Genomic DNA, 22,856 nt, shown 5'->3' with positions numbered 1-22,856 from the left:
CGGCGCAGTGAGCGAGTCGGGCGCGCCGAGCAGAAACATGCCTCCTGGCGGCGCGAGGCGCGCGGCGATGTGACAGTGTGAGCCGCCGTCCTGACGGACAAGTGCGTCCGGATCCATCCCCCGCCCGCGAGCAGCGTCAAGCGCCAAATAGCGCGTGGCCATGACAAAAAATGTCCGACATGGTCGACGCCTCGATAGCGCCCCTTCCTCTCCAGTTCTCCACAGGCGTTCTCCACAGGACATCCCCTGGACAACAGCTGGATTCTGTCGATTACCATCGCCGCGCGGGCCTCTCCTCGTCATGGCCCTTCGCACAGCCTCGCGGAGCCCCGCGCCGCAGGGGAGACCGGCGCCGTCGATCCATGCAAACACGCGTAATTACAACGATTTTTATGACCACGGGCACCACCGTCCGCCTCCGATAGGTTGGGACAATGTCCGTCCGATCGATCCCTTTCCCGACGGGTCGAAGATGACTATCCATGGTAGACATCAAGGACGCGGCGCGACGGCGTGTCTCTCGCACGACGCGCGCGAATGGCGCGCCGAATGCTTCGTTCTGGAGGAGACTTCATGGACAAGATCTCGCTCACGTACTTTGTCGACTTCGTTCTCAAGGCCGGGACGCCCAAGCTGACCGGCGTCAGGGAGTTCAAGGAGCGGAAGGACGAGCTCCACACGGACTTTTACAGGCAGGTGCGAGAGGCGATCGTCGACATGCACAGGAGCGGAAAGCCCACCAGCGTGCTCGACGGCTTCCTCGCCGCCCAGCACGACGAGCGGCGCCGCCGCATCTACCCGTCGGTGGTGAACGGATATCGCAAGTTCCTCGCCTCGGCCAGGATGACATGGTTCGAGCCGCCGGTGTCGACGTATCGCCTCGGCGATCTCGAGATCAACGTCAACCCGGAGCTCGGGCTCGTCATCGATGGGACGCCCCACGTCATCAAGATGTATTTCCGCGGGGAGCCACTGTCGTCCAAGCGCGTCTCGGTCGTGCTGAACCTGCTCATGAACGGACTCGCGGAGAGCACGCCCGGCGGCGCCTTCGCGGTGCTCGACGTGCGGAACGCCAAGATTCACACCTTCAAGGTGCCGAACCCACGGCTCAGCCTGCTGCTCCGCGGCGAGGCTGCCTCCTTCGCTACCATCTACACCGGGTTGTGATCGCGGCGCCGCCGGAGGATAAGCCCGCGGAAAGCCACTCCGACCTGTCAAGAATGAGGCGATCGGTCGGCGCGTGGTCCGACGGGCCCACGTGCGCAGAGTGAGGCGTCGTGCCTGAGCCCCTGCGATCCAGGTCGCCCTCGGTCCGGCGCGCGGCCCTCGCGGCCGAGCAAGTGTCCTCCGGGTGGAGCGCGCCCCGCGTCCCGCCCGCGAGCGGCAGCAAGGCGACGGCGAGCCCCGCGGCGCCCCCTGGCGGCGAAGGATCGGCCCGCCAGGATTCAGCGCGGATCGCGGTTCGGGAGCGTCCCGGCGATTTCTGACGGTTGGCAGGTGCGCAGCGCAACCTGAGGGAAAGATGCTCGCCTTCCCATCATCCGCAGAGGAACCATGACCCACTCGTATCGACTCGCCTCCTGATTGCCGGAAGCGACGACGAACCGGCGAGCGAAGGCAAGCTGCACATCACGTACATGAACAGCCACTGGGGCGAGCGCGTCGATTCACGCCAGCCTCGCGGACGGTACGGCAACGTCCACATGCTCAACAACCATCACAACACCCGCGGCGGGCAGATCCACGGCGTGGGCAAGGACATGGCGCTCATCGCCGAGAGCTGCGTCTACGATGAGAACAGGTCGATCTGGACGGACATGGGCAGTCCAAGAGGCTGGAAGGGGATCGGCAACGAGGGGACTGGCGACGACCTGAACGACTCGCGGGGCACCGTCTTCGAGATTCCGTACAGCTACACGCCGATTCCAGCGTCCCAGGTCGTCGTGGCAGTCACCTCCGAAGATTGCGGAGCCGGCAACACCTGCACGCTTGCTAACTGATTCAAGCTGGGGGCGCTCCCGCGGGTGGTGGAGTGGACGCGCTCGACCCAATGGCGCGCCTGCTCCACCGTGACGAACGGGCGGCGTGGGGGCGATGGCGCAGAGCGGCGAGCATCGTCAGGCACGGGCGCCAGGCGACGAGCATCGCGAAGCCAGCGCGAGCGCGTCGCCTGATGCATCCCCGTCTCGGCAGACAGCGCCACCGCCGTCGGTCCTCCTGGAGCGAGAAGCCACTGGGCGATTTTTCTTTTGAATGATCCCGCGTACTCTTTCACCTCAAACCCTGCCTCCGCACCTCGAAAACGATGACCTGATCCCCTGCAAGCGGACCAGAACGGGCGATAACGTCTCTGACACGGGAACGCGTAACATAATTCACAAAATTCCCGTTTCAGGGACGCGTGGGGCGAAGGGCAGTCCCGTGTAACGCAAATCTATTCATGGAGAGGCACAACACATGAACCAACTAGCTCGAACCGCTTTCTCGGTATTGCTCGTGGCAGCTTCTGTGGGCCCGGCAGGGCCGGCCCATGCAGACGTGACCGTTTCAGGGAACGTGACACCCGCTGTCCCTGACCCGAGCGACCCGTGGGACCTCGGGGCGAATGCGCTGATGGTCGGCAGCGCGCTCAGCGATGACGAGCCGATGGGAGAGGTGATCGTCAGCCGCCGGGGGACGTTGATCAGCGCCGGCGCCTCGATTGCGCGGGCCAGCTACTCCACCGGCAGGGTCCAGGTCATCGGATACGGCTCGCGGTGGATCAACCATGGGCAGCTCGCGCTCGGGCTTACCTCCGGGGCGTACGGTTCGCTCCTCGTGCAGCAGGGCGCCCAGGTGACCACCGACGACCTGGTGCTCGGCGTGCGCGGCTATTCGGCCATGGGATACGTGCTCGTCGAGGGGTACGACGCCTCCCTGACGAGCCAGACGAACGCGTACATCGGCCGCTCGGAGGAGCGCAGCGTCCTCGAGATCAAGCAGGGAGGGAGCTTCTTCTCGAACAACATGTTCATCGCGACGTGCCAGATCTGCCAGGGCGACGTGACCGTCACGGGCTCCGCGACGAGGTGGGTCAACACCGGGGAGTTCGTCGTGGGCGCGCGCGGCGGCGCGAGGCTGCGCATCGAGCAGGGGGCCCAGGTCTTCACCGCGAACGCGCAGATCGAGACCTATCCCGGCGAGCCGCCCAGCTTCCCGAGCTCGGCGACCGTGAGGGGCTGGGACGCCACCTGGACCAACGAGGGGCTGCTGCGCGTCGGGGCCGCCGGCTTTGGCGAGCTCACGGTCGGCGCTTATGGAACCCTCGTGACGGAAGACACGGAGATCCGCTCCACGTACGGCCACGGGTTCGTCCGGGTGAACGAGCCCTACGCGTCATGGCGCAACAGCGGCGACGTGACGATCTACGCGCACTTCTCGATTTCCCCGTCGCTCCTCGTCGACGGGCGAAGCGAGGTCAGCATCGGCGGCCTCCTCCGGATCACGCCGCTGGTCGAAGGCGCAGCGCCTGGCCCGGAGCCCATCGTGCGCCTCACGCGCGGGGAGCTCGTCGCGGGCGCGATCGAGATCCAGGAGCGAGACTTCGACTTCGCCGGCGGCCGCCTGAGCACTGGCAGCTTCGCCGGCGATCTCGCCAATACACAGGCCGGCGCGCTCTCCGTGGGAGAGGTCTACGCCTCGACGGACGTGGCCGGCGATTACAGCCAGGGCCCGAGCGCCACGCTGAGCGCCACCGTCGCGGGCCCGGGCGCCGCGCCGATCCTGCACGTGAACGGCGATGTGAGCCTCGATGGTGTGCTGGAGGTGGTCCCGGCAGACGACACGGTGTCGTTCCAGGCCGGGGATACCGTCGCCCTGCTCGGCTGGAGCGGAGAGCTCACAGGGACCTTCGCTGACGTGAGCATCGCCCTGCCGCTCGCCCCCGGGCTCGCCTGGGACACCTCCGCGCTGTACACGACCGGAGAGATCGCGGTCGTGCCTTCCGCCTGAGCAGGCGGCGCGCTCCGACGGGAGCTCCACGTCGAGCCGGACGTGGTCGGCGCTGCCTGGGACGGGGCCGACGCGCCGGTCGCGGCGAGCCATGCGTCGACATCCTCGGCGAGCTCGCGCGGGGGGATCCGGCGCGGGTTCGGCAGCGCCCCCTCGACCCGGAGCGCGTTCCTGCTCGACGCGGCCCGGAGGCGCGTCTATCGACTCCGTCATGGAAAGCTCGCCGCGCGCGCTCCGGTGCGGACTCGCCCTGACCACATCGCTCGCCCTCGCCTGCGTGCCGGGCTGTGGAAAGGACGTCCAGCAGCCCTCGCCGGACCTCACGCCCGGCGCTGCTCAGGAAGGAAAGGCCATGTCGCTCCACGACTTCACCATGAAGACCATCGACGGACAGGACCGCTCCCTCGGCGACTACCGGGGCAAGGTGCTGCTCGTGGTGAACACCGCATCGGAGTGCGGCTACACGCCGCAGTACGCGGGGCTCGAGGCGCTCCACGATCGGCTCAAGGATCGTGGCTTCGCCGTCCTCGGCTTCCCCTCGAACGATTTCGGCGCGCAGGAGCCAGGGACCGACGCCGAGATCGCCGCCTTCTGCTCCACGAAGTACGGCGTCAGCTTCCCCATGTTCTCGAAGATCCCCGTCAAGGGGGGCAGCAAGCACCCGCTCTACGCCTTCCTCACGCAGTCCGCGCCCGCCGGTGAGGTGAAGTGGAACTTCACGAAGTTCCTGATCGGCAAGGACGGGTCGGTGATCACGAGATTCGAGTCGTCCGTGGCGCCGGACGACCCGAAGCTCACGCAGGCGATCGACAAGGCGCTCGGCGGGTGAGCGAGGCAGCGCCCAAGCCCCCCGCCACCCGCTCTTGACGCTGCTCGGCGCTGCGAGCGAGGAAGCCGGCCTCGATCGGTATCTGAAGGTCAATGCGGTCAAGCGCCGCACACACTCGCTCTATCGCCAGGGGCTCTACTGGTACGACTGCATTCCCACCCTGCGCGAGGACTGGCTTCGGCCCCTCATGGTTGCCTTCGACCGTATCGTCCGGGAGCACGCCGTCTTCCGCGAGATCTTCGGAATTATTTGAGGGGATTCCCCAGGCTGGTCGTGGCTCATGGTATCGCCGCTCCCGGGAGCGAGACCTCCGGCGCCCCGCGCTCCGTGGGGAGCCTCGGGGGGGGGAGAGAGCGAGAGCCGAGACCGCCGCCCCTGTCAAGCGCCCCGTCGATCGAGGGCGCCGAGCGAGGGGGCGCCGCCCGTCGACCCCCGATCGCAGCAGAGCCGGCCAGGCCGGTGACGCAGCGCCTGCACCTTGCCCTCGCCGGGGCGAGCTTCTCGGCGTACAGGGACCCCCTGCACTGGGCGAGGGCGTGCGTACCTCCTCACGAAAGGGTCGCTACCATGGACGGTTTGAATCGCGTGATGCTGCTCGGAAACCTCGGCGCCGACCCCGAGCTCCGGTTCACGCAGAGCGGGCAGGCGGTGCTCAACATGCGCCTGGCCACGACGGAGACGTACCTCAACAAGGACAAGGAGCGCGTCGAGCGCACCGACTGGCACAACGTCGTCGCGTGGGGCAAGCGCGGCGAGGCGCTGGCGAAGATCCTGACGAAGGGATCGTCGGTCTTCATCGAGGGCTCGCTCCGCACGTCGAGCTACGACGACAAGGACGGCAACAAGCGCTACAAGACCGAGATCAACGCCAACAACATCATCCTCACCGGCCGAGGCAAGGGCAGCGGCAGCAGCGACGAGACCTTCGTGCCCGATGGCGGCGGGTACGAAGCGGAGGGCGAAGGCTACGGCGGCGGCGGCGGCGGCGGCGGCGGGTACGCGCCTCGCGGCGGCGGAGGTGGAGGCGCGCCCCAGGGCGGCGGATACGCCCGCAGCAGCGGCTCCTCGGCGGGCGGCTCCGCCGCCAGCGCGGGGGACTTCGAGGTGAAGTTCGGTCGCGACAAGGGCAAGCGGATCAGCGAGGTCGGGGATCTCTCGTGGCTCCGCGGGGCGCTGGAGAGGGACCTCGCCGACGGGTCGAAGGCCCAGTTCCACGAGAAGGCGCGCGGGCAGCTCGCGGCGATCGACGCGGAGCTGGCGCGGCGCGCGGGCAGCGGCGCGCGCTCGGTCGCGACCGGCAGCGGCGGGGGGCGAGCGCCGGCCGGCGGCGGTGGGAGCGCGCCTCGCGGGGGACGCCCGGCGCCGCAGGAAGCGCCGCCGGCCGACGACTACGACACTGGCGGGGGCGGCTTCGGGAAGGACGACGACATCCCGTTCTGATCGCCGGGAGACAAAGCCAGCGCTCCTTCGCCGCGAAGCTCCGCCAACGAAGCACGCCAGAGGCGCTCTCGAGCGCCGGATGGCGTTGGCCAAAGTTGACCCAGGAGGACGGGGCGAGGAGAATCGCGGGACCATGGTCGAGGTGTCGCGATGAGCGATGGGACCCACAGCGGGCGCCGCCAGGCGCCGAACAAACGGCCGCCTCACCCGGCGACGGTCGCGCAGCCGAAGGCGCCGCATCTCGCGTCCGCCCCGGGCAAGGGGCGGCCGCCTCACCCGGCGACGGTCGCGCAGCCGAAGGCGCCGCGTCTCGCGTCCGCCCCGGGCAAGGGGCGGCCGCCTCACCCGGCGACGGTCGCGCAGCCGAAGGCGCCGCGTCTCGCGTCCGCCCCGGGCAAGGGGCGGCCGCCTCACCCGGCGACGGTCGCGCAGCCGAAGGCGCCGCGTCTCGCGTCCGCCCCGGGCAAGGGGCGGCCGCCTCACCCGGCGACGGTCGCGCAGCCGAAGGCGCCGCATCAGGCCCTCATCGCTCGGTCCCCCGTGGCTCAGCGGGCGGAAGCGACCTACGACGTAGCCACGTGGAAGTTCACTGCCTTCAAAGCTCACCTCGCGGCCAACGACAAGCTCGACAACGAAGATTGGGATGCCTACAAAAATCGGATCCTGGGGGCTTTCAGGAATTATGACCCCGGTCGACAGGCGAAGTTTTTCGACAACGCCGTGACCGCCCGCCAACAGGTGTGGAAGCAGAAGCAGTCCACCAGGTCGCCCAAGAAGCCCAGCAAGGAGACGCTGTGGTCCAGCGCGTTCCGTTACAACGACAACAGCAAACGCTGGACCCCGGCAACACATACCAAACCCAAGCAAAATGCCAACAGGCGCACCACGACCAACAAGCACGCAGAGCAGAGCCTGTTCAGCACGATGCTGCTGCCCACGACCTCCGGATGGATCGGCTTCGTGCAGAATGAATGGCCGTGTAAAGGTGAAGGATGCTGCTCATTCTTTATCGGAGTATCCAAGCTTGACAACGTGGCGGGCGTGGTTTTCACGGTGCAAGGCTCCGGGGGGTACGCCACCGAGCACGGTCGCGAGATAGGATCCAGCGGGCATGTCTATTTCTGCGATGGGAACATGACGTACGACCCGCCCCCGGGTGCCCCGGACCCGCCCCCCTGACCATCGCTTCTCGCTGGCGGCGCAGGCGGAGTAGACCCAGGGGTCGAAGTGGTGCGCGGGGCCGAGCGCAATAGCGGAGCCGTCACTGCGGAGGAGGAGGAGGAGCGAAGGAGGCCACCATCCCACCAGCTCCTGCGCACCTCGTCCTCGTTGAACGAGCTGTTGTCCGTCTCCTCCACGGTAGGGACCCAGTACCCGCAGCTCGAATCGAAGTCGACGTCAACAGCGGTTGTTGTGCCACGCGTCGATCTCCCAGTCCTCTCTCCAGTACGAGAGCTTGTTCTCGTCCTCTCCGCCGCGCTCGGGTTCGCGCGGATGCGCGAGAGCTACATGCCTCCTGGCGGCGCGAGGCGCGCGGCGATGTGACGGCGTGAGCCGCCGCCCTGACGGACAAGTGCGTCCGGCTCCATCCCCCGCCCGCGAGCAGCGTCAAGCGCCAAAGAGCGCGTGGCTATGACAGACCATGTCCGACCGGGTCGACGCCTCGATAGCGCCCCCTTCCTCTCCAGTTCTCCACAGGCGTTCTCCACAGGACATCCCCTGGACAACAGCTGGATTCTGTCGATTACCCTCGCCGCGCGTGTCTCTCCTCGTCATGGCCATTCGCACCCCCTGGCGGAGCCCCGCGCCGCAGGGGAGACCGGCGCCATCGCTCGACGTAAATACGCGTAATCACAACTATTTCTCTGACCACGGGCGCCACCGTCCACCCCTGACGGGTTGGGACAATGTCCGTCCGAGCGATCCCTTCCCCGACGGGTCGAAGATGACTATCCATGGTAGACATCAAGGACGCGGCGCGACGGCGTGTCTCTCGCACGACGCGCGCGAATGGCGCGCCGGAATGCTTCGTTCTGGAGGAGACTTCATGGAAAAAATCTCGCTCACGTACTTTGTCGACTTCGTTCTCAAGGCCGGGACGCCCAAGCTGACCGGCGTCAGGGACCTCAAGGACCGGAAGGACGAGCTCCACACGGACTTTTACAGGCAGGTGCGAGAGGCGATCGTCGACATGCACAGGAGCGGAGAGCCCACCAGCGTGCTCGACGGCTTCCTCGCCGCCCAGCACGACGAGCGGCGCCGCCGCATCTACCCGTCGGTGGTGAACGGATATCGCAAGTTCCTCGCCTCGGCCAGGATGACGTGGTTCGAGCCGCCGGTGTCGACGTATCGCCTCGGCGATCTCGAGATCAACGTCAACCCGGAGCTCGGGCTCGTCATCGATGGGACGCCCCATGTCATCAAGATGTATTTCCGCGGGGAGCCTCTGTCGGCCAAGCGCGTCTCGGTCGTGCTGAACCTGCTCATGAACGGACTCGCGGAGAGCACGCCGGGCGGCGCCTTCGCGGTGCTCGACGTGCGGAACGCCAAGATTCACAGCTTCAAGGTGCCGAACCCGCGGCTCAGCCTGCTGCTCCGCGGCGAGGCGGCCTCCTTCGCCACCATCTACACCGGGTTGTGATCGCGGCGCCGCCGCAGGATAGCCCGCGCAGAGCCATTCCGATCTGTCAAGAATGAGGCGATCGGTCGGCTGCTCGGGCTGCCGGTGGCGCCGGAGGGGTGAGCAAGCCGGGGCCGAACGTCGAGCCCGCCGCTCGCGTGGACTCGCGGGACGGGAACGGGCTAGTACTCGCGGCAGTCGCCCGGCGCCTGGAGCGCGCCGAAGCTGTAGGGCCGCGCCTGCTTGACCAGCAGCCGGCGCTCCGGCCCCATCAGCTTCCATTCGATCTGCATCGCGTACAGCCGGTTCTCCCCGTCCGGGTCCACAAGCGGCCTGTAATGGTCGTGGATCGACTTGAGCACGCAGCCGAGCCGCTGGACCTCCGGGAACGACAGCACGTCGCGCCCGCGCGACAGGCTCGAACGCGCGTGGTACTCCGCCTTGATCGTGCGGGGCGGCGGCGTGTACACGATCTCGTCGCTGCTCACGCCGGGCGCGGGGTTTGTGACCGACGCCTCCCCGATCTGCGCGTTGATGTAGTACTGGCTGTCGCGGGTCGCATCGAGCGCGTTGCGGCTGATGCCCACGCCCTGCGCGCGCTCCGATTGCCAGGCCTGGTGCACGAGCACGGCCATCGCCGCGCTCGCCTGCTCGACGTGGCCGAACTCGCGCTCGTCGTAGGCGCGCGTGTTCCAGAGGCTCGACCAGACCGTGAGCAGCGCGCCCTCGAGGGAGCTCGACGCCGCGTCCAGCTCGCCGCTCGTCGACGTGTGCAGCCCCGCGCCGTTGAAGGTCGCCAGATCCTCGGTGTTGCTGCTGCTGCGCAGGCGCACGCGGTCGCCGCCGAAGCGTCGCTTGACGGCGGCCGTGACCTCGCCCATGAGATCGCGATTGACCGGGTGCGCCAGCATCCGCGCGCGCACCTGCGCCAGCCCCTCGGCGTGCGCGTGCGGATCGGCACGGAACTCGGGATCCTTTTCGAGGTCGGCCAGGAGCTCCGCCGCGCCGCTCGCCTGGAAATGATCCATGTAATGCGCGAACGGAATCGCGAACGCAGCGGGCGGCACGTACAGCGGCACCAGGTCGGTCGGGCAATACGGCCCCACGCCGCTCACGCGGTACAGCTCGGCCATGCCTGCCGCCTTGGAGCCGATGCTGTCGCTCATCGAATAGCCCGCGGCGTCGAGCGACACGATCCCGTGCACGGAGAGGTCGAGCGCCGGCGCGAGCCGTGCGCCGGTCGGCTTGCGCGCCTCCCAGTAAGCGTCCGCCTCCTGCGCGGTCGCCTCGCGGAGGTCGAAGTCCGACGCCCGCACCTCGAGCCGCACCAGCTTGCCGAACAGGCCCTTGAGGCGCTCGTCGTCGCGCGCGCGGCGCAGGGCCATGTTCGGCGTCCCCCGGCCGCGCGCCAGCACGTTCACGTGCGCCAGCGGCGTCTGGAACGCCTCGGTGATGAGGCCGCCCATGAACGCCGTCTCGTTCGGCACGTCGTCCGTCACCACGATCACGTTCGGGCCGAGCTCGGCCGTCTCCAGGTCGCGCGCCGGGACGAACGTCAGCGTGCCGAAGCCCTCGGCCGGATTGAGCGGCTGGTAGGTGAGCCCCTTGTACGGCGCGTTCGGCCCGACCAGCGGCGCGCTCCCCTCGATCGCGCGCAGCTCGGCGATCTGGCGCGCCTCGGTGGGCCGGATCGCCCACGCCTGCGGGTCGGGCACCGCCTTCATCACCGCGAAGAACGCGCGTCGCATCTGCTCGCCGACGATCTTGTCGCCGGGAGAGAACTCGACGGTCTTTGTGCCGTTCGTGTGCTCCACCAGCGTGCCGAGGAGGTAGCGCCGGCCCTCGACGCTGAAGTACTCGGTCTGGCTGAACAGCCCCCAGCCGAGGTTGAACTCCGCGGCTTGCTCGGGGTCGCAGCGATCGAGGTGCGGCAGTCTCTGGATCTGCTCGCGGATGAAGGTGTAGTGGAGCGCCCACTGGCGCGTGCTCAACAGATGCACGGTGTCGTTCGCGGCCATGTCGATCACGAACTTGACGCCGGCCTCGCCGACCTCGGTGCCGCCCCTGGCCAGCTCGGCGAAATCGCCGGCGGTCTCCAGCCGACGCGCGCGCCCGCTCGCGAGCGCACGCCCCGGCAGCTCGGCGCAGCCCTCGTTCGCGGCGCCGGGGCTCGCCGCTGCGCAGAAGCGCGGCGTCCCGGTGGCGTCGGGCACGCGGGCCAGCGAGGCGCCTTCCGGCCATGCCATGAAGTCGACCCGATCGCTCGGCACCGGCCGGTCCACCTGCCGCAGCGTCACGATGCCCTCGAAATCCGGCGAGGCCTCGAGCTCGGCCGTATCGCCCGCGCTCACCGGAACGCTCACGCGCTCCCCTGGCGCGAGCGTGGCCGACGGCTCTGGCCACGCGAGCAGCACGCCCACGCCGGCGCCGGGCATCGCCTGTCCCGGCGAGAGCGTCGCGAGGCTCAGCGCGAAGGCGTCGAGCTCCACGGCCTCGGCGCTCGCGTTCAGCACCTCGACGAACCCCGCGGGCCGCAGCGAGAGCTCCGAGATGACCAGCGGCCCGGCGATGGCCGGGAACGGCTCGGGCCACGGGAAAGGCGCGAACTGGATGCCGTCGTCGAGGTTCGGCGGCTCCGGCGGATCGCAGGTCTCGCCGTTCTCGCGCTCGGGCGTGGCATAGCGGCAGATCGACGGCTCGCCCGTGCCGTCGGGCAGCCGCGCGTAGCTCTCGGAGCGCGGCAGCTCCGGCACCTCCACCACGTCGGCGAGCTCGCACGACGCCGACCACAGCAGCACGCGCGCGCCCGAGTTCGAGAGCTTGAACGGCAGGTGCCGCGGGCCCTGATCGGGCGTGTCGTCGGCCCAGAACAGCACCGTTCGACCCGGATCGAGCGCCAGCTCCGGCAGCCGCGTCGCCTTGCCGAGCTTGTCGCCCAGAAAGTACTGCCCGAGATCGAGCGCGCGGTCGCCCATGTTGATCAGCTCGATGAAATCGTCCGTCTCGCCGATCTCATCGACCCACGCGCCGTCGTTGCCGGTCATCACCTCGTTGATGCGCAGACCGCCGCTCGGCGCGGGCGCGCCGCCCGCAGGAGCCACGAAGTCGCAGCTCGGCGGGTCCGGCGGGTCCGGCGGGTCCGGCGGCCCCGGCGGCGGGTCGAGCGTCTCGCCCGAACAGCCGACGAAGAGGGCCAACGACAAGAGGCCCGCCCCCGCACGCGCACGGCGCGAACGAGGGGGGCGGCGATCGAGGGATGAGCTTGCCGTCATGCCCGCTCCGTCAGCATGCCGTATGCCACGCCGGGCGGCGCCCGGCACAGCCAATAAAGTCATCAAATTCAAACACTTGGCCTTCTGACCCAGCGTACGATGCGCCGAGCTGTGCCAGCTCACGCGCGGCCACCGTCAGGGGCGGGTCGTCCTCGAGTCAGCGTCGCGTCGCAGCAGCCGCTCGGCGGCGAGGAACCCGAGCGGGACGAGCGACAGGCCGAGGACGCGGAGCAAGCTCCTCGTCGGGACCGCTCGTTCGAAATACGCCCGAGAAGCGACCGAGAGCAGCACGAGAAAGAGCAGACCGTGAATGGTTCCGGCGACGCGCACCGCGATCGCCAGGCCGAGACCGTACTTCAGCGGCATGGCGACCAGCAGGAGGAGCAGCAGGGATGCCCCCTCGATGAGGCTCGCCAGACGCAAGGAATGAAGCGAGCTCACTGGAACACCTGCGCCCACGTCGGCTTGAGGACCATGAGCCCGACGACGCCGGCGAGCGGAAGCGCAGCGCACGAGAACGCTCCATGACCCCGCTTGTCACGCGAGACGCAGTAGACGAGGATGACGTTGGAGCCGACGGAGAGCGCGAGCCCGCCGACGACCCACAGCTCGGACATCCGAAAACCACCGAGAGCGGCCAGGGCGTATCCGGCGCACCACGTCGCGAGCAGGCTCGGAGAGGCGATGCGGTGCACGGCTCGCTTCCGCTCGCGCGGATCCGCCGTGACGAAGCTCGCGACGAGCCCGCCGGCGTACCCCATCGCGCCGAGAAACTTCAGCGTCAGGACCAGCTGGTACAGCATCATCTCGCCCCCCGGGGGCCTCTCACCGGAGCCCCGCGTTCCCGCCTGACCATGAACGATACCATCGCACGCGCGCCGCGGCCGCGCGATCGGCTGAAACGCCAAACATCGCCAGGTTCTGGCCAAGCGGCTCGAACGCCACGGCGGAGCCGAAATGCCCGCTGGTCGTCGCGCGAGCTGGCCTGGCGCGATCATGGCCTGCATGCATAATCCGGCCATGCATCGCGTCGCCATCGCCGCCTTCGACGACGTCGTGGCCTTCGATCTATCGATCCCGAACGAGGTGTTTGGACGCGTGCGGCTCCCGAACGGACGCCCTGGCTACGAAGTCCGCGTGTGCGCCGCTGCGAAGGAGGTCGACGCTGGGACCTTCGCCTTGCGGGTCCGTCACGGGCTCGAGGAGCTCCGCAGGGCCGACACGGTGATCCTCCCGGGGGTCGCCGACATCGGTCGCCCCGTACCGGAACGGTTGCTCCGCGCCGTGCGGACGGCGGCCGGCGCCGGGGCCCGTGTCGCCTCGATCTGCACCGGAGCGTTCTTGCTCGCCGCGACCGGGCTCCTGGACGGGCGGAGGGCGACGACGCACTGGCTCGCCGCCGGGGAGCTCGCGCGGCGGTTTCCGCGCGTCGAGGTCGATCCGAGCGTCCTTTATGTGGATTGCGGACAACTGCTGACGTCCGCCGGCGCAGCTGCGGGCTTCGACCTGTGCCTGCACATGGTCCGGCTCGACCACGGGGCGGCCGTCGCGGCGGAGGCGGCGCGCCTCTCGGTGATGCCGCTCGAGCGCGACGGCGGTCAGGCGCAGTTCATCGTGCACGCGCCGCCCACCGCCGACGGCAGCTCGCTGAGCCGCGTCCTCGACTGGATCGAGGAGAGCCTGCGCGAGGAGATCGCGCTCTGCGACATCGCCCGGCAGGCGGCGATGAGCGTCCGCTCGCTGAACCGGCGCTTCAAGGAACAGACGGGGACGACCCCGCTGCAGTGGCTGCTGCGCGCCCGCGTGCGCAGAGCGCAGCTCCTGCTGGAGACGACGGCGCGATCGGTGGAGCGGGTCGCGTCCGACGTCGGCTTCGGCTCGGTGGCCGCGTTCCGCCAGCACTTCCACCGCGTGGCTGGCACCAGCCCGCAGGCCTACCGGAGCGCGTTTCGGAGCCGCACGCGCCCGCAGGACGGACGCCGCGGCTGACTCGGTGCGAGCGCCGCCGTCGCGCGAGCGCGCGCGCCAGCCCTCCTGGAAGAGTGACGCCGTATCAACGGCTTATCCATGCATCGACGATGAGGCAGCCCTGAGGTCAATGGCTAAGGAGCCGCGTTCACTTCACAGCCTTCGGAGGCGCCCCTTTCAAGGGCGGGAGCGGGAACATGAAGCCTGGCGCCTGGAAGACGCAGTCTCTCCGCCCGATGGGCACCGTCCTGGTTCGCGTCGCATAACCAGGATGCGACGCGCGCAGGGTGTACTTGCCCGCAGCATGGACGACCCACGAAGATTTGCAGTCCCCGTGCGGTTTATGCGTGGGGATCTCTTTCCCCTGCGGGCTCGTCAGCGTCGCCGTTGCGTCGCAGAGCGGCTCCTTCGTCGACGCGTCCTGCACCTCGATCACCAGCGAGATGACCAACACGGCGGACTGGACCGTACAAGGCGGGACGTTCGCGGCCGCTCTCTCTTCCTGGGTCGGAGGTGCCGGCGGCTCCTCGGCGGGTGGCGCCTGGGAAGCGGCCGCCCCCGGCTCCGGAGCTGCGCCGCCATCCGTCGAGGGCGCCGCGGCAGCCGGACGCTCCGACGGAACGGGGGGAGGCGCTGCGGCAGCCGAGGGGGTCGAGACCGGCGGAGGCCCCTGCACGGCCGCAGGGCCGGGCGACGCCGCGCGCGCACCGCAGGCGGCGGCGCCGAGCCAGAGCAGAATCGAGCCGATCGCGGAGCGAGCGTTCATGGGAATCCTGCGTTATCTGTCACCGGCGAGCCGCGCAGCGCGTCGCTGAAGGTATCACGGCGCCATCCGGGCAGACACTCGAAATCGGATCGGCCGCTTCCACCGCCGCACGCGCGCGGGCAGGTGGCGCTGCAGCAGCCGGCGCTCCTCCGCTGTCGAGCTCACAGCCCGCCGACGGTGGCCATTGTATTCTGTACAAAGGTTCTGAACCGATCAGCTGGCACGACATACGCGCCGCCGGCCGGGCTGCCCGGCGATAGGAAGGAATTCGCGCTCACGACCCCGGCGATGCCCGCTCCTCCGAAGACGTCGATGCACGAGCTGCCCGAGTCACCATACAGCGGCAGCTGGTCGAGCACATTCGGGCTGAGCACCACGACTTTGTCGGTGGCCGTCAGGACGGGCATGGCCCCGCAGTGCAGAACCCCGGTGGAGCTGCCCGTGTTCGCCGTCAGCCCGTAGCCGCAGCAGCTCAAGGTCGAGTTCAGGGCCAGGAGCGCAGACCACGACGCCGTGCTAATCGAACGCGTCACAGCGCCGGTGAATCCAGTCGTGAGGTGGACCAGCGCGATGTCCACATCCGTCAACGAAGTGGACGACGTGACACCGCCGGACACGTGTGTCGAGTGAAAATAGACGGCCTGATAGGTGCGCGTGGGCGCGCTCGGGTCTGTCGCGTGGCCCCATCTCACCGTGATCTGGGTCGGATTGCCGGAGAGAGTGCTCGAGTCAACGACATGCCCGGCGGTCAAGATCCATCTCGGGCTCAACAGCATTCCCGTGCCGAACTTGCGGAAGAGCACGCCGTTGGCCAATCGCTCTGCAGTGATGTACACGCTTCCGTCCGCGCTGGGGAGAGGTGCCCACAGCCCGTTTCTGACCTCCTGCTCCGAGCTGCCGACCTCCTCGGTCTCGGTCTCAGTCCCTGTCTCGTCCGAGTCGGTACCCTCAATCGCGCAACCGCCCATGAGGGCGAGCAACGCCACGAATCCTAGCGGCTTAAGCAAATTCGACATGTTCTTCCTCCGTGCAAAGCATCTCTGGGGTCGCTGAGCTGAGCCGGGCTCAGGCTCGTGGTGCCCGTCGCTGGAGGCCGATCGGAGCGCCAGACCTCGGTGCGTCGATGCTTCCGGTCACCGCGCCGATCTCAGCCATAGCAATCGTCGAGCCATTTCATGGGAGCGATGTTCCATGCCGCTGGGGCAAAAACGCCGGCCGATCGGAGGGTCGCCCGGCGTGACATGTCACGGGTGGGGCGTGACATGTCACGGGTGGGGCGTGACATGTCACGGGTGGGGCGTGACATGTCATCGCAGGCAGATTTTAGCACGGCGGAATCACGCCCTCGTGCAATAGCTTGGAATTATTCGATATTTTTACCATGTCACGGATCAAACAAACACAAGTAATTTCAAATATTTATATATCTTGCGTAACACAGTGGCGCTAGCAATACGAAGAAGTAGGACAATCACTGCGTCATCGGAGTCGCCGAGTCCTCTCGCTGGACTTCCGATGCGCACTTCTCGAGGCGGAACATGTTCACCGAGAAGCTGCCGGGCGCCCCACGGGTTACCCTCGTGGGCTGCTCGGCCTTGAAGAGAAAGAGGCCGCCGCCAGCCAAGGACTTCTACACGTCGACGCTCTTTCGCGCCGCCTACGAGTACGCCGAGAAGACGTGCGACGTGGTGCTCATCGTCTCAGCCTTCTACGGCGCGGTCTCTCCGAAGACCGTGCTCCACCCGTATGACCGGAACCTGCGCGAGTTCAGGAAGAGCGAGCGCGAGGGCTGTGGCGTGCGCACGATCGGCGAGCTCTTGCCGTCGTTCCGCGCGCCGTCGCAGCTCGTGATCCTCGCGGGCGAGATCTACGCGGACGCACTTCTGCACGGCGCGCACTGGCAGCCCCTGCCACAGCGCTATTGCTTCGAGCAGCGACGGCAGCGCCCGCGGGTGTGTGCCGGATCCCGCAGCAGCCGCGCCTTGAGGATCGCCTCGTTCGCGCCGTGCACCGCGCGGGTGAGGGCCTCGGCGAGCGAGGCGACCACGGCGGATCGAGGCGAACGGTCCTCCGGCGTGAGCGTGCCAGGCCCGAGGCCCGGCGGTCGGCCCCGGGTTGGGACCATGCCTTCCGAGGAGCCGCGCTCCGTCGTCACTTGCCCCGAAATTCCCGCGGAAAGCGACGGGTCGCGACGGTTCGGCACCGCCGATTCGTCCCGACGGATCGCGCCGGTTCGCCACCGCAACTTCGTCCTTGGGGGAATCTGTGGTTGGGATAGCGTGTAGCGCTCCGGCTTCGCTGCTGCTTCGCTGCTACCCTGGGCCGGCTCGGCGCGTCGTCGCGCCGCCGAAAGACCGCATGACCCTCTACCTTCCGACACGCCACGTCACGCTGCCGCCCGAGACCTGGGACCCCGGCCGCGCGCGCTCCTGGCTGCAGCGATGGGCCGCCGACGCGCTTTCGGTCCGGGCCCGGCAAGCCTGGCCGGTCCACCCGCGCGACGCCGAGGACTTCCCGGAGCCGGCGTCGCCCGCCCCGCTCAACAGCCTGTACTTCGGTGCGAGCGGCGTCTGGCTCGCCCTCGCCCGCGTCGCGGCGGCGGGCCTCTGCAATCTGCCGATGGGCCTGCCGCAGATCTTCGATCAGGTGCTGGAGGACTACACGCGCTCGCCCGACGACGGCGCTCGCGTGCCGTCGTGGTTCCTCGGCGAGAGCGCGCTCTTGACGATCTGCTGTCTTGCCCGACCGGACGCGCACAAGGCCGCTCGCCTGGCCGAGATGATCCGCGAGAATCGCGTGAACCCGACGCGCGAGGCGCTGTGGGGCGCGCCCGGGACGATGATCGCGGCGCTGTTCCTGCACGAGGCGACCGGGGACGAGCGCTGGGCGGAGCTGATCCGCGACAGCGCGGCGGCGCTCTGGGAGAGCTGGGTTCACGACGAGGCCCGGGACGTGTGGTTGTGGGAACAGGACCTGTACGGCCGCCGGATCCATTATCTCGGCGCCGCTCACGGCTGGGCCGGCAATCTCTATTCGCTCTGGCGCGCCCGGCCCCTGCTGAGCCCGGAGCAGCAGACTGCGCTGCGCGCGCGGACCCTGCAGGGGCTCGACCGCCTGGCGGTGATCGATGGAGAGCTCGCCAACTGGCCTGCGCACACGGAATCGCCGTCGAAGCTGCTCTTGCAGTGGTGCCACGGCGCGCCGGGGATCATCACGTCGTTGCGCCACGCGGAGCTGCCCGAGGCGCTACCCCTGTTGCTCCAGGGCGCGCGGTCGATCGTGGCCGCCGGGCCGCTGGCGAAGGGGGTGGCCCTGTGCCACGGCACCGACGGCAACGGGGCCGCCCTGCTGGAGATGTACCGGCGCACCCAGGACGCCTTCTGGCTCGATCGCGCCCGCGAATTCGCCATGTGGGCCCTCGCGCAGTCCGAGGCCGAGCTCAACCGGGTTGGCCAGTGGCGCTACAGCCTGTGGACCGGGGACGCCGGGCTGGCCTGCACGCTGCTCGACTGCCTCGATGGGCGCAGCCGCGGTATGCCTGGGCTCGACAGCCTGTGGTGACGACATCGCGCCCGGCGAGCGCTGGCCCGCCCCGCTCGCCAGGGCGGCGGCCGCCCCGGCGAGACGCGGAGCCCGTCCGCCTGCGCGCGCTCCGCGCGGCGCCCCGCCGAAGATGCCAGACCTCCCCGGTCGTCGGCCCCCCCCGCGTCGCCGGCGCTGTAGAGTCCGTCCCGAAGATCACCGCCGTCCTCAACCCCCTGGAGAGATCCATGCTGACGAAGCTCGACGAGAGTGAAGCCGTCGCGTCCTGCGAGCGCTGCTGGGAGCAGGAGATCGTCCCCGCGCTCCACGACTACATCCGTATCCCCAACAAATCGCCCGCCTTCGACCCCGCCTGGCGCGAGAGCGGCCACATGGAGAAGGCGGCGTCGCTCATCGCCGCCTGGTGCAAGGCGCAGCCGATCCCGGGGCTCACGGTGGAGATCGTGCGCATCGCGAACCGCACGCCGGTGATCCTGATGGAGGTGCCGGGCCGGCGCGACGACACGGTGCTCCTCTACGGCCACCTCGACAAGCAGCCCGAGATGACGGGCTGGCGCGAGGGGCTCGGCCCCTGGGAGCCGGTGCGCGACGGCGACCGGCTCTACGGCCGCGGCGGCGCCGACGACGGCTACTCGGGCTTCGCGTCGCTCGCCGCGCTGCGCCTCCTGCACGAGCAGGGGCTGAAGCACGCGCGCTGCGTGGTGCTCATCGAGGGCTGCGAGGAGAGCGGCAGCCAGGACCTGCCGGCCTACATCGACGCGCTCGCGGACCGCATCGGCAAGCCGAGCCTCGTCGTGTGCCTCGACTCCGGCTGCGGCAACTACGACCAGCTCTGGACCACGACGTCGCTCCGCGGGCTCCTCCAGGGCACCCTCGAGGTGAGCATCCTGCGCGAGGGCGTGCACTCGGGCGTCGGCAGCGGCGTGGTCCCCTCGACCTTCCGCGTCCTGCGCCAGCTCCTGTCGCGCGTCGAGGACGAGCGGACCGGGCGCGTCCTCGTGGACGCGCTGCACGTGCAGATCCCGGACGAGCGCGTGGCGCAGGCGCGGGCCGCGGCCGAGGTGCTCGGCGCGACGGTCGTGAGCGAGCTGCCGTGGGTGCAGGGCGCGGGCCCGGTGACCGGCGACGTGGCGGAGCTCCTCCTGAACCGCACCTGGCGCCCCGCGCTCTCGGTGACCGGCGCCGACGGCCTCCCGCCCCTCGCCAGCGCGGGCAACGTGCTGCGCCCGTTCACGAGGGCGAAGCTCTCGATGCGCATCCCGCCGCGCGTCGACCCGAGGAAGGCGGCGGCGGCCCTGAAGCAGACGCTGGAGCAGGACCCGCCGTACGGCGCGCAGGTCCGGTTCCACGTGAGCGAGCCGTCGCCCGGCTGGGACGCGCCGGCGACGGCGCCCTGGCTTGAAGCGGCGGTGAGCAAGGCGTCGCAGGCGTTCTTCGGCCGGCCGGCGATGGGGATCGGCGAGGGCGGGACGATCCCCTTCATGGCGATGCTCGGGGAGAAGTTCCCGGAGGCGCAGTTCCTGATCACCGGCGTGCTCGGGCCGCAATCGAACGCGCACGGTCCGAACGAGTTCCTGCACCTCGGCATGGGGAAGAAGCTGACCTGCTGCGTGGCGAGCGTGATCGCGGACCACGCCGCGCGGCCGCGCTGAGCGGGGTCGCGGTCGCATCGGCCCGGAGAGAGCGCGCATGAAGGCTGGAAGGCGGGAAGATCATTGAGCTTTTCTTCCAACTTCCGGCCTTCGGTCTCAGGCAGGGCCACGCCCCTCAGCGGGCGCGCGCGGCCCCGCCGGGGGCGGCCGCGAACGTGAGCACGACCCTCGCCCCGCGCTCGCGGCCTTCCTCGATCCGGATCGATCCGTCGAAGCTCTTCATCCGGTTCGCCGAGAAGTGCAGCCCGATGCCGTTCGCGCCCTCCCGGGTCGTGAACCCGTACTGGAACACCTGCATCCGCGCGCCCTCGGGGACGCCTGGCCCGTTGTCCTCCACGGCGCAGCACACCTCGGCCCCGTCCTGCCATGTCGCGATCTCGATCCAGGGCTCGCGCGTCTCCCCCTCGCCGAACGCCGCCCGCGCGTTGTCGAGGAGGTTGTAGAGGATGGTCAGCAGATCATGGCGGTTCGCGACGATGTCGTCGATCGGCCGCAGATCGAGCCGGAGGGCGACGCGCGCGCTCACGAGCGCCACCCCGTGCACGTGCAGCGACTCCTGGACCACCTCGCTCACGGAGAGCCGCTCCGTGCGGTACGCGTTCCTGTACGCGTACCGCTCCTGCGCGCGGATGGCGTCGCGGATGACGTCGAGCTGCTCGCGCACGCGCTCGACGTCCGCCGCGGTCTCCGCCTGCTCCTGCTCCAGGGCGGCGAGCGCCAGGTCGACGTAGCGGCGCAGGCTCTCGCTGCGCGGCTCGTCCGCCGGATCCGCGACCTCCGGACCGCCCCTCATCAGCTCGGAGAGGGCCCTCGTCAGGCGCGGGAGCCGCGACCTCCCGAGGCGCTCCCGCACGAGCTCGGCCGTGACCCCGGCGCTGCTCAGCGTGTTGCCCACGCTGTGGAGGACGTCCATCGCGACCTGCGCCATGCCCGAGTGCCGCGCGATCTCGGCCTGCTCCGCGCCGAGCTGCTGGTATGACCGGTACAGCCGCACCATCGACCGCACGCGCGCCAGGAGCTCCCGCGGGGAGAACGGCTTCACGAGGTACTCGTCGGCGCCGCCGTCGAGCCCCGACGCGACCGCCTCGTCGTCGGCGCGGGCCGTGACGAGGATGACCGGCACGTGGCGCAGCACGGGGTGGGCCTTCAGCCAGGCGATGAGCTCGATGCCCGACATCAGCGGCATCATCATGTCGGAGACGATGACCTGCGGGGGCGAGCGCTCGATCAGCCGCTGCGCCTCGAGGCCGTTCGTCGCCTCCAGGAGGCGGTAGCTCGGAGACAGCAGCGAGCGCATGAACTGCCGCATGTCCGGGTTGTCGTCGACGAGCAGCAGCAGCGGCCTGTCCGCCTCCGCGCCCGGCCGGGCGGCGGACGGCGGCCCCGGCGGTCTGCTCGACAGGCGCCCGTCGCGCGGCGCGCCGGCGCCCTCCTCCGGCCCGCCGCCGCCGGCCGAGATCGCCACGGGCGGCAGCGAGCTGAGCCAGCGCCGCGTCTGCGCGGTGCTGTTCTCGCTGCGCGACCCCGGCCCGGCGTCGTCGACCGCAAGCGGCAGGCGCACGCGGACGGTCGTCCCCTGGTCGCTCTCGCTCTCGATCGCGACCGAGCCGCGCATGAGCTCCGCGAACTGCTTGACCAGCGAGAGCCCGAGCCCCGTGCCCTCGTACCTCCGCTTCACCGAGCCGTCGACCTGGGTGAACTTCGAGAACAGCTTGCCGAGCTCGCCCCGCGGGATGCCGATCCCCTCGTCGCGCACGCTGAGCTCGAACCACGCGTCGTCGAGCGCGCGCAGCGCGACCTCGACGTGCCCCCCGGGGTGGGAGAACTTCAGCGCGTTGCTGATGAGGTTGAGCAGGATGCGCTCGTACTTGTAGCGATCCAGCAGGACGACGCCGACCGCGTCGCCGGTCATGGCCAGGGTCCGCCCGCGGACCACCGCGCTCGGCCGGATATCGCTCAGCATCAGCGAAGTGAACCGGTTAACATCCACGGGCTCCCAGTCGACCTCCATGCGCGCCGCCTCCGCCTTGGAGAAGTCGAGGAGGTCGCTCACCACATTGAGAAGCCGCGCCGTGTTGCGGCGGATGAGCTCCAGCTCGTCGCGCACATCGCCCGGCAACGCCGTGTGCTGGGTCTCGAGGAGTCGCTCCAGCGGGGACAGAATCAGGGTGAGGGGTGTGCGCAGCTCGTGGCTCACCGTGGCGAGGAAGTCGCTCTTGGCGTTGTTGGCGCGCTCCGCCTCGTCCTTGGCGCGGGCGAGCGCGAGCTCGGTGTGCTTGCGATCGGTGATATCGGTCCAGGAGCCGAGGATGCCGAACACCTCGCCGTTCTCGTCCTTGAGCGGCACCTTGCACGTGAGCAGGTACCGCTGGCTGCCGTCGGCCTGGCGCTGGGTCTCCTCGATGTTCAGCATCGGCTCGCCCGAGGCCATGACGGCCTTGTCGAGGCGGATGTAGTTCTCCGCCTCCTCGGGGGTCCAGGGCAGGTCGTGGTCGGTGAGGCCGATGATGTCGTCCGCGCGGCTCAGCCCCGCTCCCCGGGCGCTCATCTCGTTGGTGCCGAGGTAGACGCAGTCACGGTCCTTCCACCAGATGCTGTAAGGAAACGTCGAGATGATGTGCCGTAAGAGCTGCTCTTGCTGGGTTTCGGCCAGGCTCGGCTGCTTGCGCTTTCGCTCTTTCGAATCCGACATAGGAAGGCCGTGACGACGGGCGGAGCTCTCCGTGGCTGTCCGCGCGGCGCTCCTGACCGGCGGCCCCCACGCGACCTCCCTGCA

The 22,856-nt window shown here is 69.3% G+C and carries 18 protein-coding genes; 12 read left to right on the top strand and 6 right to left on the bottom strand.

Features of this window, described 5'->3' with window-relative positions; genetic code table 11:
- The first annotated feature begins 573 nt into the window (after positions 1–573).
- From WMF17_RS00955 to WMF17_RS00920, 8 genes are all read left to right on the top strand, one after another.
- A complete protein-coding gene (locus WMF17_RS00955) occupies positions 574–1,167 on the top strand; it encodes a hypothetical protein (protein ID WP_437647489.1) in 594 nt (197 codons plus the stop codon).
- Positions 1,168–1,490: 323 nt separating this feature from the next.
- Positions 1,491–2,000, top strand: coding sequence for a hypothetical protein (locus tag WMF17_RS00950; protein WP_437647487.1), 510 nt, complete (start codon positions 1,491–1,493; stop codon positions 1,998–2,000).
- Between the two features lie 556 nt (positions 2,001–2,556).
- Positions 2,557–3,990, top strand: a complete 1,434-nt coding sequence (locus tag WMF17_RS00945) for a hypothetical protein (RefSeq protein WP_437647485.1) — start codon at positions 2,557–2,559, stop codon at positions 3,988–3,990.
- A 352-nt stretch (positions 3,991–4,342) separates the two neighbouring features.
- Entirely contained in the window at positions 4,343–4,819 is a 477-nt protein-coding gene (locus tag WMF17_RS00940; protein WP_437651475.1) for a glutathione peroxidase, read from the top strand.
- 34 nt (positions 4,820–4,853) lie between these two features.
- A complete protein-coding gene (locus tag WMF17_RS00935; protein ID WP_437647483.1) occupies positions 4,854–5,072 on the top strand; it encodes a hypothetical protein in 219 nt (72 codons plus the stop codon).
- Positions 5,073–5,386: 314 nt separating this feature from the next.
- Complete coding sequence (locus WMF17_RS00930) at positions 5,387–6,259, top strand: single-stranded DNA-binding protein (RefSeq protein WP_437647481.1); 873 nt, start codon at positions 5,387–5,389, stop codon at positions 6,257–6,259.
- Between the two features lie 150 nt (positions 6,260–6,409).
- The gene (locus WMF17_RS00925) at positions 6,410–7,438 is read left to right on the top strand and encodes a hypothetical protein (RefSeq protein ID WP_437647479.1); all 1,029 of its coding nucleotides are present in this window, start codon (positions 6,410–6,412) and stop codon (positions 7,436–7,438) included.
- An 868-nt stretch (positions 7,439–8,306) separates the two neighbouring features.
- Positions 8,307–8,900: a hypothetical protein gene (locus tag WMF17_RS00920; RefSeq protein ID WP_437600074.1), complete on the top strand. Its 594-nt coding sequence runs from the start codon at positions 8,307–8,309 to the stop codon at positions 8,898–8,900.
- 161 nt (positions 8,901–9,061) lie between these two features.
- Here the strand turns inward: WMF17_RS00920 and WMF17_RS00915 are convergent, their stop codons facing one another.
- The 3 genes from WMF17_RS00915 to WMF17_RS00905 are packed head-to-tail and all read right to left on the bottom strand — an operon-like array spanning position 9,062 to position 12,957.
- Positions 9,062–12,274, bottom strand: a complete 3,213-nt coding sequence (locus tag WMF17_RS00915; RefSeq protein WP_437647477.1) for a PEP/pyruvate-binding domain-containing protein — start codon at positions 12,272–12,274, stop codon at positions 9,062–9,064.
- Positions 12,275–12,286: 12 nt separating this feature from the next.
- Complete coding sequence (locus WMF17_RS00910; RefSeq protein ID WP_437647476.1) at positions 12,287–12,592, bottom strand: DUF3817 domain-containing protein; 306 nt, start codon at positions 12,590–12,592, stop codon at positions 12,287–12,289.
- A complete protein-coding gene (locus WMF17_RS00905; protein WP_437647474.1) occupies positions 12,589–12,957 on the bottom strand; it encodes a hypothetical protein in 369 nt (122 codons plus the stop codon). Before WMF17_RS00905 ends, WMF17_RS00910 begins: the two co-directional genes overlap by 4 nt.
- A gap of 214 nt (positions 12,958–13,171) precedes the next feature.
- On the opposite strand from WMF17_RS00905, the gene WMF17_RS00900 reads away from it, so the two are divergent.
- Positions 13,172–14,140 carry a GlxA family transcriptional regulator gene (locus WMF17_RS00900; RefSeq protein ID WP_437647472.1) on the top strand — a complete coding sequence of 323 codons (969 nt, stop codon included), beginning with the start codon at positions 13,172–13,174 and terminating at the stop codon, positions 14,138–14,140.
- Positions 14,141–14,267: 127 nt separating this feature from the next.
- Here WMF17_RS00900 and WMF17_RS00895 read toward each other — a convergent pair whose 3' ends face one another.
- Entirely contained in the window at positions 14,268–14,573 is a 306-nt protein-coding gene (locus tag WMF17_RS00895; protein ID WP_437647470.1) for a hypothetical protein, read from the bottom strand.
- A gap of 473 nt (positions 14,574–15,046) precedes the next feature.
- Complete coding sequence (locus WMF17_RS00890) at positions 15,047–15,901, bottom strand: trypsin-like serine protease (protein ID WP_437647469.1); 855 nt, start codon at positions 15,899–15,901, stop codon at positions 15,047–15,049.
- A gap of 522 nt (positions 15,902–16,423) precedes the next feature.
- Between WMF17_RS00890 and WMF17_RS00885 the strand changes: the two genes are divergently transcribed.
- From WMF17_RS00885 to WMF17_RS00875, 3 genes are all read left to right on the top strand, one after another.
- Complete coding sequence (locus tag WMF17_RS00885; protein ID WP_437647467.1) at positions 16,424–17,170, top strand: DUF6884 domain-containing protein; 747 nt, start codon at positions 16,424–16,426, stop codon at positions 17,168–17,170.
- 73 nt (positions 17,171–17,243) lie between these two features.
- Positions 17,244–18,446: a lanthionine synthetase C family protein gene (locus tag WMF17_RS00880; protein WP_437647465.1), complete on the top strand. Its 1,203-nt coding sequence runs from the start codon at positions 17,244–17,246 to the stop codon at positions 18,444–18,446.
- Positions 18,447–18,655: 209 nt separating this feature from the next.
- Positions 18,656–20,080: a M20 family metallopeptidase gene (locus WMF17_RS00875; protein ID WP_437647464.1), complete on the top strand. Its 1,425-nt coding sequence runs from the start codon at positions 18,656–18,658 to the stop codon at positions 20,078–20,080.
- A 115-nt stretch (positions 20,081–20,195) separates the two neighbouring features.
- On the opposite strand, the gene WMF17_RS00870 is transcribed toward WMF17_RS00875, so the two are convergent.
- Positions 20,196–22,772 carry an ATP-binding protein gene (locus tag WMF17_RS00870; RefSeq protein ID WP_437647462.1) on the bottom strand — a complete coding sequence of 859 codons (2,577 nt, stop codon included), beginning with the start codon at positions 22,770–22,772 and terminating at the stop codon, positions 20,196–20,198.
- Between the last annotated feature and the right edge of the window lie 84 nt (positions 22,773–22,856).

It is taken from the genome of Sorangium sp. So ce362 (genome assembly GCF_051519845.1).
GTDB lineage: Bacteria > Myxococcota_A > Polyangia > Polyangiales > Polyangiaceae > Sorangium.
Note: the sequence above shows the minus strand (reverse complement) of the source record. Positions and strands in the feature narration are given on the sequence as shown.